Genomic DNA, 14,472 nt, shown 5'->3' on the forward strand with positions numbered 1-14,472 from the left:
GCTCTATCAATCTCGACCGCACTTTACAAAAGCACGCCCGAATTAATCCTAATTAATAGCTAGCCGTTTTGCTGGGATAATTTTTAAGAAAGTCGGAATATCAGAAGCCTGTTGAATTCGCACATAGTCCCTTCTAAGGAAGGGCGAACCGCAGAATCTCCGATCCGCGACGCCAATCCGGAACCGGTCCAGCACCGGTAGCGGGCGGAGCCTTGCGGCTTAGCAAGGAGTACGAACATGGATTATTCGACCTCTGAACTCGACACTACATGGGGGTCGAAAACCGGACTGGGCACGACCCAGACAGAATGGGTCGAGCTTGTCCGCAGTTTGCCAGAGGACCATTCCATCAGTCTTCGTAATCTGATTACCCGTCACCGTGAACAGTTTGTCGGTGTGTTTTACGACCGCCTTATGAGTAACCGCGATGCGGCAGTTTTCCTGTCCCAGAAAATAGTGCAGGAACGCCTGCATAATTCGCTGAGCGACTGGTTGCTGAAGATGTTTCAGAGAACCGCTGACGATGTTGACGCTTTCATTCGCGAACAGCGCAAGGTCGGCGAAGTTCACGCTCGTATCGATGTGCCGATCCATGTCGTTATGCAGGGGGCACGCCTGCTCAAAAACGAGATCATTCGTCAACTCGGGCTGGAGATTGCTTCACGCGAGGTGCTGGCGCGCCTTATCGTCCATGTGAGCAATGCCATCGACATCGCGATTGAAATCATGAGCCAAGCTTTTGTGAAGGATGCACGCGAAAGCGCCCAGACCGACGAAGCCTATCGGGCTTTCACGCTCAGCCACGATTTTCCGCTTGAACGTGAATCACAACGCGCCGCGCTCATGGAATGGAGCCAGTCGCTTCTGTTCAACCTGTATGGCAATTCCGACAGTCCGCTTCACTCACTTGCAAGCTCGGATTTCGGATTGTGGTTGCAGCATAAAGCAGATTTGATGTTCTCTAACTCCGGCACGTTGGAGAACATCCGCCGGAACGTAGAACATATCGATGATGTGCTCTTGCCAGCCATTAACAGCGCTCGCAAAGATAATCCGACTGAACTCGCAGCGTCGCTTGGGCTGTTTCAAACCAAGATTGGTGAGGTGAAGTTCCTGCTGTCCGAACTGTTTCAGGCCGCGGCTGCAATGGAAACAGGCCGTGATCCTCTAACACGCACCCTCAATCGCCGTTTCATGCCCTCAATACTGACCCGCGAAGTGCGAATGGCATCGCAAAAGGCTATGGATTTGAGTATTTTGATGATCGACATCGATCATTTTAAGAACATCAATGACACATATGGACATAGCAGTGGCGATGCAGTCCTTCAGCAAGTAGCCGAAGCTATCCTTTCATTATGTCGCCCGAGTGATTTCGTGTTTCGCTATGGGGGAGAAGAATTTCTGGTCGCTCTTGTAGAAGCTGACGAGAATAAAGCTTTTGCAATCGGCGAGGAGCTGCGCAGACAGATAGCGAAACAGCCCCTGAACCTTCCTGATGGCGCACGTCAGTCTGTAACTCTGTCCATCGGCGTTGCAGCATTCAACGGTCATCCCGACTATAGCCATCTCGTCAACGCGGCTGATCGGGCATTATATCGGGCCAAGCAGACAGGACGCAATCGCTGTGAAAAGGAAGCGCCGCTCGCGAATCATTGATCAGAGAGGCATTTTGACATCTGGCGATTACGCTGCAAAACCGCCATATGTTTTCCTCATGACGAATAGTTCCGCCTCCCCCATTTTCGAGACAGCTTTACAGAAACCCCGCGAGCGCGATGCGCTGGAAACGCATTTCCTGCCGCAACGAGCCGACGCGCCTCCCGTAGACTGGGTCGTTGCAGAAGGACTGACGGACTACGAAGAAGCCCTCGCCTTCATGGAAGCGCGCGTTCAGGCCATTCGGGACGGCACAGCAAACGAGCTTGTCTGGCTGGTGGAACATCCGTCGCTTTACACGGCGGGGACGAGCGCCAATTCAAGCGATCTTCTGACGCCAGACAGCCTCCCTGTCTTCAATACAGGGCGAGGCGGTGAATATACCTATCACGGACCCGGTCAGCGCATTGCCTATGTGATGCTTGACCTGAAACGCCGCCGCGAGGATGTGCGCGCCTTTGTGACTGCCCTTGAGCAATGGATCATCGAGAGCCTTGCCGAGTTCAACGTTAAAGGTGAACGTCGCGAGGATCGCGTCGGTGTATGGGTAACAAGACCTGAAAAGCCTCGCCTTGCCAATGGCGGCATGTGCGAAGACAAGATCGCTGCGATAGGCATCCGCCTCCGTCGTTGGGTGAGCTTTCACGGCATCGCCATCAATGTCGAACCAGATCTCGGTTATTATGCGGGCATCGTCCCTTGCGGAATTTCGGAACATGGTGTTACCAGCCTCGTAGATCTCGGATTGCCGGTGACGATGGGCGACATGGACGTCGCACTTGGAAAGGCGTTTGAGACAGTTTTCGGCGCGCGTCAGCTGAAATGAGTCTGTCTCAAGCCACGGCGTCGGCTTTCACGCGGCGCTCGCGCATGAAAACATAAAACCCTGATCCGACGATGATGGCGATGCCGCACCATTTCGAAGGTGTCGGAAAATCACCGAACACGATTAGGCCAACCAGAACCGCATTGACGATTTCAAGATACTGGAACGGCGCCAGCATAGAAGCCGGGGCAAGCTTGAACGCCTGCACCACCATCAGATGGCTGACGGTTCCAATCGTTCCCAGAAGTAGCAGAAGCAGCCAGGGCAGGATGCCTTGCGGCAGGCCGAAACCAAGGTCGCCGATCCCCGCCCCGGTTCCGTAAATCATGGCGAACCCGGCGATCATCCATCCGCCGACGCCCGCATAGAACTGCATTACAAGCGGGCTTTCCTTTGCGCCATATTTGCGGTTGAGGATCAGGTAGATCGCAAAAGTCACGGCGGTTGCCAGCGGCAGCAGCGAAACAGCGCCAAAGATTTCAAAACTAGGCTGGATCACGATCATCGTGCCGACGAGGCCGATGCCAACGGCGCTGAATCGTCTCCAGCCCACCTTTTCCTTCAGGAAGATCGCTGAGAAAAGCGTGAGGATGAGCGGCTCGGCAAAGAAAACGGCCATCGCATCCGCCAGCGGCATGTATTTGACCGCCGTAAAGAAACAGAGGCCACCGAATCCCATCAAGGCTCCACGGATGAGGTTTCCAGCGAGGTACTGTGTCCGCAACGCCGCAAAGCCGCCTGTGAGGAGCAGGATGATGCACATCAGCCAACACTGAACGAAGAACCGCATGAAGGTGACCGTGGCCGGAGGCATGCTGTCCACCATGGCGAGCCACTTGCCGATCGCATCCATCAACGGCAGCAAAAGCACCGAGAGCACCATGATCGCCATGCCCTTGACGTGCGCTTCCACGCCGCTTGTCGCGCTGCTCTGCATTTCAAACTCTCGGTATTTGCAACATTCCCCATAATCGCTCTATGCGAACTGCCGCAGCGTTTCCATCCTATTTGACAGGAAATGTCGCGGCGGTTTGACTTTCGCCTTCTTTCCGGTGCAAATCAGTCCGGTTCTGAACAAAACCCTTTGAAAAAGCCGTGCGAAAGCGGAACGTAAGGCGAACTTTAGTCGCCTTTCGCAAGCGTACATGGCATCATTTAGGTGATTCGCGAACAGTATTTTCCGGTCGATGGCGAGTAAGCTCGACACAGACCTCCTGAAATTCAGACAGAGAGCTTTTCGGAACAGATGGACGATAGCAACGATCTCTTCTCGAGAGTGGTCAACAATGCCCGGGCCCGAGAACGGGAACAGGAACAAGGGCGACAGAGCGAAAAAACTGTGGCGCCGCAGCCTGTCGCGCAACCGGTGGCCGCGCCGTCGCTCTCCGTTCCAAAGCCGGTCACGGCCAAGACGCCGCCTGCTTCATCCACAGGCGACGACTATAACGCATCATCCATCCGTGTTCTGGAAGGCCTGGAGCCGGTGCGCCTGCGTCCCGGCATGTATATTGGCGGCACAGACGAAAAGGCTCTGCATCATCTCTTCGCCGAAGTCATCGACAACTCGATGGACGAAGCTGTCGCCGGACATGCCAATTTCATCGAAGTGAGCTTCGATGCCGATGGGTTTGTAACGGTTTCGGACAACGGACGCGGCATTCCTGTGGATGAACATCCCCAGGTGCCCGGTAAGTCCACGCTTGAAGTCATCATGACCAAACTGCATGCGGGCGGTAAGTTCGACGGCAAGGCTTATGAAACGTCAGGCGGTTTGCACGGTGTCGGTGTTTCGGTGGTGAATGCCCTTTCCGACGTGCTGGAAGTGGAAGTCGCACGCAATCGCCGTCTTTATCGCCAGCGCTTCTCGCGCGGTATTCCGCAAGGCGGGCTGGAAGAGCTCGGCGAAGTGCATAATCGTCGCGGCACCCGCGTCCGCTTCCACCCCGATCCCGATATTTTCGGCAAGACGGCGCAATTCGATCCGCATCGCCTCTATCGTATGGCGCGTTCGAAGGCCTATCTGTTCGGCGGCGTTGAAATTCGCTGGAACTGCGATCCTTCCCTGCTCGACCCGAAGAAGGAAACACCTGAAAAGGCCGTGTTCCACTTCCCCGGCGGCTTGAAGGACTATCTCGAAGCCTCGCTTGGCAAGGAACATCAGGTCACACGCGAGGTTTTTGCAGGCAAGACCGAGAAACAAGGCGGTCACGGCGCTGTCGAATGGGCCGTCTCATGGTTTGGTGGCGACGGGTTTGTCCATTCCTATTGCAACACCATTCCGACCGGCGATGGCGGCACGCATGAAGCGGGCCTGCGCATTGCGCTGACGCGAGGGCTGAAAGCCTATGCGGAACTGACCAACAACAAGCGCGCTTCGATCATCACCACCGATGACGTGATGGTATCGGCCGCAGGGATGCTGTCGGTCTTCATTCGCGAGCCGGAATTTGTCGGCCAGACCAAGGACAAGCTGGCGACCGTTGAAGCACAGCGCATCGTGGAAAATGCGATCCGCGATCCGTTTGACCACTGGCTTGCCGCTTCCCCACAGGAAGCATCTCGCCTTCTGGAATGGGTGATCGACCGCGCCGACGAACGCCTGCGCCGTCGTCAGGAGAAAGAAACCGTCCGCAAGAGCGCAACGCGCAAGCTGCGCCTGCCCGGCAAGCTTGCCGACTGCACGCAGAACGCGGCGGCCGGCGCAGAATTGTTCATCGTCGAAGGTGACTCGGCAGGAGGTTCCGCCAAACAGGCGCGTAACCGCGCCAATCAGGCCATCCTGCCATTGCGCGGCAAGATCTTGAACGTTGCCAGCGCCGGGCGAGAAAAGCTGACAGCAAACCAGCAGATTGCCGATCTGGTTCAGGCTCTGGGCTGCGGCACGCGTAAGAACTATCGGGAAGACGATCTGCGTTATGACCGCGTCATCGTCATGACCGACGCCGACGTCGACGGGGCGCATATCGCGTCGCTGCTCATCACATTCTTCTATCAGGAAATGCCCGATCTGATCCGCAATGGTCATCTCTATCTGGCGGTGCCGCCGCTTTTCCGCCTGAGCCAGGGCGGAAAGGTCGCCTATGCGCGTGATGAAGCGCATAAGGATGAACTTCTGCGCACCGTATTCACCGGACGCGGCAAAGTGGAAATCGGTCGCTTCAAGGGCCTTGGCGAAATGCGCGCCGAACAGCTAAAGGAAACCACCATGGACCCGAAGAAGCGCACGCTTCTGCGTGTACAGGTGGATGAAGAATATGTCGATGAAACCCGCAACACTGTCGATGAACTGATGGGCACCAAGCCAGAGGCCCGTTTCCGTTTCATTCAGGACCGTGCAGCCTTTGTCGAAGAGCTGGATATCTAAAGTGTGTTTCCAGGATGAACGGCAGTTGCAAGCCCGATGCCGTTCATTTTCTTTTTCAATAAAACTATTTAAGCCACTGATAAATGAAGATCAGGCTTTCACATTGATACCGAGCTTGGCTTCAATTTCCTCAATTGATTCTTTTACGAAGAATGTCTGATCCGTACTCAGCGTCACTATGCGTGTGCCGGTTCCATAAGTATTGTAGCACAGAACATGATTGAAATTCACGGCGAGCTTTTCACCGTTCACTTCCGTCAACATGATCCACATCGCTTGCCCTCCTCCTGATGATTCCACTCTCAAGAAGAATAGGCGCAACAGAACGTTCGGCAATGGTTGCGATAGCTGGCTTCAAAGCTTTGCGCGCATCCTCACCTTTTCGACCGTTTTCCCGAAACTTTCGGACCACTCCTCTTCCTGCCACTCGATCTGGAAACCAGCTTTTTTATAAAGGCTGATGGCGGGAAGATTATCCGCGTGCGTGCCGATCAGTACTTCATCAAAACCATCAAGCAGAATTTGTGCCATCAGGGCATCCAGCAGATGCGTGCCGATCCCCTGCCCGTGATGAGGTGGATCGCCCCATAAATCGGAAATGTAATTGCTTTGGGGCACACTCGCGCCCCAGCCAACGATGGTCCCGCCGCGTTCGGCGACAAGTACGCCATCCGCATTCTCTTGCAGATCGCACAGGAACTTTGCTTCCAGAGTTTCTTGCCGCTCGGCGGTCAATGCAACATCACCAGCCGCACTCCGCCAGGCTCTGACGGCCAATGCAGCCATAAAAACAAATTCGCCGGGGAGGCCCCGGCGAACAAGAAGATCGGTTTTTACCACCACTTTGCCGGAGTAAACCGTCCGGCAGCCTGTTCGACGGCGTGAGCTGCCTGAAACAACGTCTCTTCCTCGAATGGACGCCCGATCAACTGAAGACCGAGCGGCAGGCCCTTGTCATTGATACCGGCAGGTACGGCAATGCCCGGAAGACCCGCCATATTAACCGTTACCGTGAAGATGTCGTTGAGATACATCTTGACCGGATCATTGGCCAGTTCCTCATCGGCAATACCAAAGGCGGCAGAAGGCGTCGCTGGCGTCAGGATCGCATGTACACCCTTGGCGAACACGTCCTCAAAATCCTTCTTGATCAGCGTACGCACCTTCTGCGCACGCAGATAATAGGCATCGTAATACCCTGCCGAGAGGACATAGGTGCCGATCATGATACGGCGCTTCACTTCCTTGCCGAAGCCAGCCGCACGGGTCTGCTCGTACATGTCGGCAATGTCCTTGCCCGGTACACGCAGGCCGTAACGCACGCCGTCATAGCGGGCGAGGTTCGAAGACGCTTCCGCCGGCGCCACGATGTAATAGGCGGGCAGCGCATATTTCGTATGCGGCAGCGAAATATCGACGATTTCCGCGCCGGCATCCTTCAGATACTGGATACCCTTCTGCCAGAGCTCTTCTATCTCGTCCGGCATGCCGTCGACGCGATATTCCTTCGGAATGCCGATCTTCATGCCCTTGAGCGACTTGCCGATGGCAGCTTCATAATCCGGAACCGGCAGGTCAACCGATGTCGTGTCCTTGAGATCAAGCGACGCCATGGATTTCAGCAGGATAGCGGCATCGCGCACGTCGCGGGCGATCGGTCCGGCCTGATCGAGCGACGAAGCGAAGGCAACCGTGCCCCAGCGTGAAACGCGGCCATAGGTCGGCTTGATGCCGACCGTACCGGTGAAGGCTGCGGGCTGACGGATCGAGCCGCCCGTGTCGGTTGCGGTGGCGCCGGCGCAAAGCTGTGCGGCAACAGCGGCAGCCGAACCGCCCGACGAACCGCCCGGCACCAGATCGGCGTTGGAGCCATTAGCGCGCCAGGGATTCTTGACCGCACCGTAATAGGAGGTTTCGTTGGACGAGCCCATCGCGAATTCGTCCATGTTGAGCTTGCCGAGCATCACCGCACCGTCGGCCCACAGATTGGCGGTGACGGTCGATTCATATTCCGGCTTGAAACTATCCAGAATGTGGGAGCAGGCCTGCGTATGCACACCCTTGGTTGCAAACAGGTCCTTCACGCCGAGCGGAATGCCTTCCAGTGCACCCGCTTCGCCCTTGGCGATACGTTCGTCCGAAGCCTTGGCCATCGAACGCGCCTGATCGTGAGTGACCTTCACGTAAGCATTGATCGTTTCATTCGCGGAATCGATAGCGGAAAGATAGGCGTCGGTGAGTTCGGTCGCGGTGATGGCTTTGGCCTTCAGCTTGTCGCGCGCCTCAGCAATGGTCAGTGCGGTCAGTTCGCTCATCGTCAAATCCTGTCAGTGCGCCTCAACGAGACGCTTTTCAAAAAAGGCGCTGTATTCGGAATCCGGATAGTCCAGAACCACACCGCAGCGCGTAAAACCTGAATTCTCATAAAGCCGCCATGCACCGGCAAAACCGGGCCCTGTACCCGTTTCGAGTACTAGGCGGGAAATGTCCTTGGCCCTTGCCTGATCGACGATCGCATCCACCAGAACCGAACCAACGCGCTTTCCGCGCACTTCCGGAAGGGTGAACATACGCTTCACCTCACCGACGCCATCTTCGTGCATCTTCAACGCACCGCAGCCGACTGCCTTGCCGTCTTCATCGCGCGCCACAAAAACCGTCGTATCTGGCCCCGCCATCTGCTCAACTGTCATCTTGAACTGGAATTCCAGCGGTGACAGCGGCAGAAGATGCGCATTCAGGCCCTCGACCAGTGCGCGCACATCATCCTGCAAGGGGGTCTCGACTGAAACCCGTATGGCCATGGTCTACTCCACGACCTTTGGTACGACGAAGAAATTGTCTTCCGTAACTGGTGCGTTGGCGACCACGGCTGCGGCGATGCCGCCGTCCGTTACCTTGTCATCGCGCATGCGCATCTGCATCGGTGTAACGGAAGTCATAGGCTCGATGCCATCGACATTGACTTCATTCAGTTGCTCGACAAAGCCCAGAATAGCATTAAGTTCGCCAGTCATGCGTTCGGCATCGTCGTCACTGACGGCGATGCGCGCCAGATGCGCAACGCGTTTGACGGTAGAAATATCGACGGACATCCTGTTCTCCGCAAATGCTAGATTGGGCGGCGAACTGCCACCCTGAAAAGTTTTCCTACCGGCTATAACGGCGCGATTGTTGAAGCGCAACATTTCTTGCGCTTCAAACCCAAAGTCAGAACGAATGAACAGTACCAGCTGGATCAGCGATAACCTTCGTTTCCCGATGTTCTGCCATTCCGGCCACGAACTTGTCCGCTGTCTGGTCGATGATCGGAAATGAGGCGTAGTGGCATGGCAACACGGTCTTGAAGTTGAAATATCGCTGGCAGGCAAGAGCCGCAACCGCGCCACCCATCGTGAAGCGATCACCAATGGGAACGATGCCGATTTCTGGCTGATGGAGCTCATTGATAAGCCCCATATCCGAGAAGATGTCCGTGTCCCCCATATGATAGAGCGTCGGTGCATCTTCGAAATGGAATACCAGACCATTCGGATTGCCCAGTGCCTGCGAAACACCGTTTTCCGTCAGCATTGCCGAAGAGTGGAGTGCATTGACGAAGGTAACGGTGAACCCGTCTTGCGCCACCGTGCCACCCGTATTGCCAGGATCGAGCTTTTCCACACCCTGACTACCAAGCCAGCTTGCGAGATCGGCATTGGCAATGACTGTCGTGCCATGCTCCCTGGCGATGGCAACCGTATCGCCCACATGGTCGCCATGGCCGTGGGTCAGCGCTATATGGGTTACGCCCTTGGTCGCCTCTTTGAAATCAATCCCCTTTGCACCGGGATTTCCGTTCAGAAACGGATCGACGAGAATAACAGCCTTTGCCGTTTCAATGCGGAAAGCGGCGTGGCCAAGCCATGTAAGTTTCATCAGGTTTCTCCTCAATCTCTGTTTCGGGCTCGATTTCCGGTTTGCGAACAGATATGACGCCGATAAAGTTGAAGGCAATATGAAACCACTTCAAAATCCGATGAGGACCGATGGCCGTCATTGAAATCGAGGAAATTCCGGCGCTGCTTCAGTCCGGGCAGACGATTGCCGGACTGGATCTGGGAACCAAGACCATCGGCCTTGCAGTGTCTGATCTCGGTCTTTCCTTCGCGCATCCGCGCCCTGTTATCAAACGGGTGAAGTTTTCCATCGACGCACAGGTGCTTCTGAAAGCGCTCGACGCCGACAAGGTCGGCGTTATCGTCATCGGTTTGCCTATAAATATGGACGGAACTTCCGGTCCCCGCGTTCAGGCTACACGGGCATTTGTGCGCACCATGCAGCCTCTGACCGACCTGCCCTTCGTTTTCTGGGATGAACGCCTGTCGACCGTCGCTGCCGAACGGGCGCTGATCGGCATGGACGTCTCACGCGGCAAGCGGGCCGAACGTATCGATTCGGCTGCAGCATCCTTCATTCTTCAAGGTGCGCTCGACCGCCTGCATAGCATCAGGCGGTCGGCATCCGACGATTACGACGCCGGATAAAGCTGATCGAGAATCCGTTCGGCATTATGGCGCGCATCCAGCATGCCATAGGTCGAACGCCACTGGCCGCCAAGACGGGTCTCGATGAACGCATCGGCCACGTCGTCGGCTCCAAGCTGGCGCAATTCCGCGGCAGCAGCGGCATAGGCCAGTTGCTCGGTCAAAAGGCGTGCGACACCGGGATCGGTTTCGGTCAATTGCAATGCGGCACGCAGGACATCGAGCGTTCCCTGCCCGCGCGGACCAAGCTGCCCACCGATCCACTCCAGCACCTCATCGAAAAGTCCCGGCGCACGCGACAGCACACGCACCACGTCCAGCGCCATGACATTGCCGGAACCCTCCCATATCGCATTGACCGGGGCCTCGCGATAGGCGCGCGCAAGATTGCCTTCCTCGATGTAGCCATTGCCGCCAAGGCACTCCATTGCTTCATAGAGGAGTGCAGGCGCGATCTTGCACACCCAGTATTTCACCACCGGCGTCATGCAGCGCGCAAAGGCTGCCTCGGCGCGATCGCTTGCGGCCATATCGAACGCACGTGCCAGCCGCATGGAAAGCGCCGTCGCGCCAGCGACATCGAGCGCCATGTCGGCAAGAACCCGCTGCATCAAAGGCTGTTCGATAACCACCTTGCCGAATACTTGACGATGACGGCTGTGATGGACCGCTTCTGCAAGGCCCGAGCGCATCAGCCCCGCCGATGCGACAGCACAATCGAGCCGCGTCAGCGTGACCATATCCATGATGGTCTTGACGCCCTCGCCCGGATTGCCAATCAGATGACCGATGGCGCCCTCGAATTCCACCTCCGACGAGGCATTAGACTTGTTGCCGAGCTTGTCTTTCAGGCGCTGGAAAAAGAAACCGTTACCGCTTCCCTCTTGGTCAAGACGCGGGAGCAGAAAACAGGAAAGCCCTTCTTCCGCCTGCGCAAGCGTCAGGAACGCATCCGACATCGGCGCGGACATGAACCACTTGTGGCCGGTAATGGCATAGGTGCCATCCTCATTGCGGGTCGCGCGCGTCGTATTGGCGCGTACATCGGTTCCGCCCTGCTTTTCGGTCATGCCCATGCCAAGCGTAATGCCTTGCTTGGCAAAAGCGGGTTTCTGAGAAAAATCATACTTGCGCGACAGGATAACCGGCGACCATTCCTTGTAGATTTCCGGCGATGCCATGAGTGCGGCAAGCGACGCGCTGGTCATGGTTAGCGGACAAAGATGTCCCGCCTCGAGCTGGGCGGTCAGGAAAAAGCGCGATGCGCGCGCCTGATGGCGGCGACCGCTTTCGAGTGGATTGCCTTCCCAGATCGAGCAATGCAGTCCTGCCGCGATGGAACGGCGCATCAGCGCATGATAGGCCGGATGATATTCCACGAGATCGACACGGTTGCCCTGCCTGTCATGCGTGCGCAGTTTCGGCAGTTCGGTATTGGCCAGACGTGCGAGATCCTGAGCTTCCGTCGACAATACGAAACGGCCCGTCTGTTCCAGATCGGCGTGCAGCTCCTTCGGGAACGGTGCCGCAATCTGCATCAGAAGCGGATCGCCCAGATAGGCATTGTGGCCCGTCATGGGCGGCGTCTGGTTGGTAACGTCGTGCGTTTTCAAAAGCTCATTCCGTATTGTGCGATTCAATTCAGTTTACGTTTCTTGCACTGCATTTGCTAAAATTTTGCCATCCCCTGCGCAATTTGTCGTCAGAACAGCACAGGTTTTTCTTGGTGAATCGCCTCAAGCCATTATAAGGACGGTTGCGGGACCTGCCTCATGGTCCTATACGGATGACTTGCCATGACAAATCAAACGGTCCCTCCGCTTTTCCCTCACCGCCACCTGCTGGGCATCAAGGGGCTTTCGCCCCTGGACATTCTCTGCCTTCTTGATCTTTCCGATCAGGAAATCGCTGTTTCCAGACAGCCTGAGAAGAAAAAGTCCGTGCTGCGCGGTCGCACACAAATCAATCTCTTCTTCGAAGCATCGACGCGAACGCAATCGTCGTTTGAACTGGCCGGAAAACGGCTCGGCGCCGACGTCATGAATATGTCGGTGGGCAATTCATCGGTCAAGAAAGGCGAAACACTCATCGATACGGCGATGACGCTGAACGCCATGCAGCCGGACATATTGGTTATCCGTCACGCTTCGGCAGGCGCCGCTGCCCTTCTCGCGCAGAAAGTCGGCTGTTCGGTTGTCAACGCCGGTGACGGCGCGCACGAACACCCCACGCAGGCCCTTCTTGATGCGCTAACCATCCGCCGCGCCAAAGGTCAGATCGAAAACCTGATCGTCGCGATTTGCGGCGATGTGCTTCATTCTCGTGTGGCACGTTCCAATATCATTCTTCTCAATGCGCTTGGCGCACGGGTACGTGTCGTCGCGCCATCCACGCTGCTACCTTCCGGCATGGCGGATATGAGCGTCGAAGTCTTCAATTCGATGGAAGAAGGCTTGAAAGATGCCGACGTCGTCATGATGCTGCGCCTTCAACGTGAGCGTATGGCAGGTTCTTTCGTGCCTTCGGTACGCGAATATTTCCGCTTCTATGGCCTCGATAAAGAAAAGCTCAAAGTCGCCAAGCCAGACGCGCTCGTCATGCATCCCGGCCCAATGAACCGCGGCGTCGAGATCGCATCCGACGTTGCCGATGGGCCGCAGAGCGTGATCCAGCAGCAGGTCGAGATGGGCGTTGCCGTGCGCATGGCCGTAATGGAAGCCCTGCTCGATCCGCGTCGTAATCCCAGCAACGGAGAAGCGGCATGAGCGCGATCCTGTTTGAAAACGCGCGCATCGTTGATCCGTCGCGCGGCCTTGATGAAACCGGCAGCGTTCTGATCTACGACGGAAAGATTGTTGCCGCCGGAGCTGACGCTCGAAATCACGGCGCGCCCGAAGGTGCGCAAATCATCGATCTTAATGGCAAAGCCGTATTACCCGGCCTTGTCGATGCGCGCGTCTTTATTGGCGAACCCGGCGCAGAACACCGCGAAACCATCGCATCTGCGAGCCGTGCGGCAGCCGCTGGCGGTGTGACCTCCATCATCATGATGCCCGATACCGATCCTGTGATCGATGACGTGGCTCTGGTGGAATTTGTCAAGCGGACTGCGCGCGATACGGCCATCATCAATGTGCACCCGGCAGCAGCCATCACCAAAGGTCTCGGTGGCGAGGAGATGACCGAAATCGGCCTGTTGCGCGATGCCGGTGCAGTTGCCTTCACGGAAGGCAGACGGACAATCGCCAATACGCAGCTCATGCGGCGCGCGCTCACCTATGCCCGCGATTTCGATGCCGTGATTGCCTGCGAAACGCGCGATCCCTATCTTGGCGCGAATGGCGTCATGAATGAGGGCCTGTTTGCAAGCTGGCTCGGTCTTTCCGGCAGTCCGCGTGAAGCGGAAGTGATTCCGCTGGAACGCGATCTGCGTCTAGCAGCGCTAACCAACAGCAACTATCATGCCGCACAGCTTTCCTGCGAAATGTCGGCGGAAGCCGTGCGTCGCTCGAAGGACCTTGGTGCCAAGGTAACTGCAGGCGTTTCGATCAACCATTTGTCGCTCAATGAAAACGACATTGGAGAGTTCCGTACGTTTTTCCGACTTTCGCCGCCTTTGCGCAGCGAACAGGATCGCCTTGCCATGGTAGAGGCCGTAAAAAACGGCACTATTGATATCATCGTTTCCGCCCACGACCCACAGGATGTCGATACCAAGCGCCTGCCTTTCTCGGATGCAGAAGCGGGCGCAATCGGCCTTGAAACATTGCTGGGGGCCGCACTTCGTCTCTATCATAATGACAGCATTCCGCTGCTGCGTCTGGTTGAAGTGCTATCAACAGCTCCAGCTCGTATTTTCGGCCTTGATGCGGGCACTCTCAAGCCGGGCGCCAGAGCAGATATCGCCATTGTCGATCTGGATGAGCCCTGGATCGTGCACGAGGAAGAGCTGCACTCGCTCTCGAAGAACAGTTGCTTTGAAAGTGCTCGCTTTCAAGGTCGCGTCGTCCACACCTTAGTGGCTGGCAAAACCGTTTACTCGGCTTGAAAAACTCCGCATAACCCGGAACAATCATCCGAAAATTCCGGGTAGGCGG

At 56.4% G+C, this 14,472-nt stretch carries 14 protein-coding genes; 6 read left to right on the forward strand and 8 right to left on the reverse strand.

What is annotated here, in order from left to right:
• Positions 1 to 237 precede the first annotated feature (237 nt).
• Together JNC70_RS00385 and lipB are read left to right on the forward strand one after the other, a co-directional pair.
• A complete protein-coding gene (locus JNC70_RS00385) occupies positions 238 to 1,659 on the forward strand; it encodes a diguanylate cyclase (protein ID WP_104756973.1) in 1,422 nt (473 codons plus the stop codon).
• A gap of 58 nt (positions 1,660 to 1,717) precedes the next feature.
• A complete protein-coding gene (gene lipB / locus JNC70_RS00390; protein WP_104756988.1) occupies positions 1,718 to 2,485 on the forward strand; it encodes a lipoyl(octanoyl) transferase LipB in 768 nt (255 codons plus the stop codon).
• A gap of 7 nt (positions 2,486 to 2,492) precedes the next feature.
• Here lipB and JNC70_RS00395 read toward each other — a convergent pair whose 3' ends face one another.
• Positions 2,493 to 3,422, reverse strand: coding sequence for a DMT family transporter (locus JNC70_RS00395; protein ID WP_104756972.1), 930 nt, complete (start codon positions 3,420 to 3,422; stop codon positions 2,493 to 2,495).
• 309 nt (positions 3,423 to 3,731) lie between these two features.
• On the opposite strand from JNC70_RS00395, the gene parE reads away from it, so the two are divergent.
• On the forward strand, positions 3,732 to 5,849 hold the full coding sequence (gene parE / locus JNC70_RS00400; RefSeq protein ID WP_104756971.1) for a DNA topoisomerase IV subunit B: 2,118 nt from the start codon (positions 3,732 to 3,734) through the stop codon (positions 5,847 to 5,849).
• 90 nt (positions 5,850 to 5,939) lie between these two features.
• On the opposite strand, the gene JNC70_RS00405 is transcribed toward parE, so the two are convergent.
• The 6 genes from JNC70_RS00405 to JNC70_RS00430 form a co-directional block, all read right to left on the reverse strand.
• Positions 5,940 to 6,122, reverse strand: coding sequence for a hypothetical protein (locus tag JNC70_RS00405; protein WP_104756970.1), 183 nt, complete (start codon positions 6,120 to 6,122; stop codon positions 5,940 to 5,942).
• A gap of 81 nt (positions 6,123 to 6,203) precedes the next feature.
• Entirely contained in the window at positions 6,204 to 6,689 is a 486-nt protein-coding gene (locus tag JNC70_RS00410; protein ID WP_245414799.1) for a GNAT family N-acetyltransferase, read from the reverse strand.
• The gene (gene gatA / locus JNC70_RS00415; protein WP_104756968.1) at positions 6,683 to 8,164 is read right to left on the reverse strand and encodes an Asp-tRNA(Asn)/Glu-tRNA(Gln) amidotransferase subunit GatA; all 1,482 of its coding nucleotides are present in this window, start codon (positions 8,162 to 8,164) and stop codon (positions 6,683 to 6,685) included. Before gatA ends, JNC70_RS00410 begins: the two co-directional genes overlap by 7 nt.
• 12 nt (positions 8,165 to 8,176) lie before the next feature.
• Positions 8,177 to 8,653 (reverse strand): GNAT family N-acetyltransferase, encoded by a 477-nt coding sequence (locus JNC70_RS00420; protein ID WP_071634066.1) that lies wholly within the window; start codon positions 8,651 to 8,653, stop codon positions 8,177 to 8,179.
• A gap of 3 nt (positions 8,654 to 8,656) precedes the next feature.
• Positions 8,657 to 8,944, reverse strand: coding sequence for an Asp-tRNA(Asn)/Glu-tRNA(Gln) amidotransferase subunit GatC (gatC, locus tag JNC70_RS00425; protein ID WP_104756967.1), 288 nt, complete (start codon positions 8,942 to 8,944; stop codon positions 8,657 to 8,659).
• 115 nt (positions 8,945 to 9,059) lie between these two features.
• Entirely contained in the window at positions 9,060 to 9,767 is a 708-nt protein-coding gene (locus JNC70_RS00430; protein WP_104756966.1) for a metal-dependent hydrolase, read from the reverse strand.
• A gap of 110 nt (positions 9,768 to 9,877) precedes the next feature.
• On the opposite strand from JNC70_RS00430, the gene ruvX reads away from it, so the two are divergent.
• A complete protein-coding gene (gene ruvX, locus JNC70_RS00435; RefSeq protein WP_104756965.1) occupies positions 9,878 to 10,375 on the forward strand; it encodes a Holliday junction resolvase RuvX in 498 nt (165 codons plus the stop codon).
• Here ruvX and JNC70_RS00440 read toward each other — a convergent pair.
• Positions 10,360 to 11,988: an acyl-CoA dehydrogenase family protein gene (locus JNC70_RS00440; protein WP_104756964.1), complete on the reverse strand. Its 1,629-nt coding sequence runs from the start codon at positions 11,986 to 11,988 to the stop codon at positions 10,360 to 10,362. The genes ruvX and JNC70_RS00440 overlap by 16 nt on opposite strands.
• A 183-nt stretch (positions 11,989 to 12,171) precedes the next feature.
• Here JNC70_RS00440 and JNC70_RS00445 point away from each other — a divergent pair, with 183 nt between their 5' ends.
• Together JNC70_RS00445 and JNC70_RS00450 are read left to right on the forward strand one after the other, a co-directional pair.
• Positions 12,172 to 13,140, forward strand: coding sequence for an aspartate carbamoyltransferase catalytic subunit (locus tag JNC70_RS00445; RefSeq protein WP_104756963.1), 969 nt, complete (start codon positions 12,172 to 12,174; stop codon positions 13,138 to 13,140).
• On the forward strand, positions 13,137 to 14,423 hold the full coding sequence (locus tag JNC70_RS00450) for a dihydroorotase (protein WP_104756962.1): 1,287 nt from the start codon (positions 13,137 to 13,139) through the stop codon (positions 14,421 to 14,423). The genes JNC70_RS00445 and JNC70_RS00450 overlap by 4 nt, the downstream gene beginning before the upstream one ends.
• Positions 14,424 to 14,472: the final 49 nt, after the last annotated feature.

It is taken from the genome of Brucella oryzae (genome assembly GCF_041929965.1).
GTDB classification, from domain to species: Bacteria; Pseudomonadota; Alphaproteobacteria; order Rhizobiales; family Rhizobiaceae; genus Brucella; species Brucella oryzae.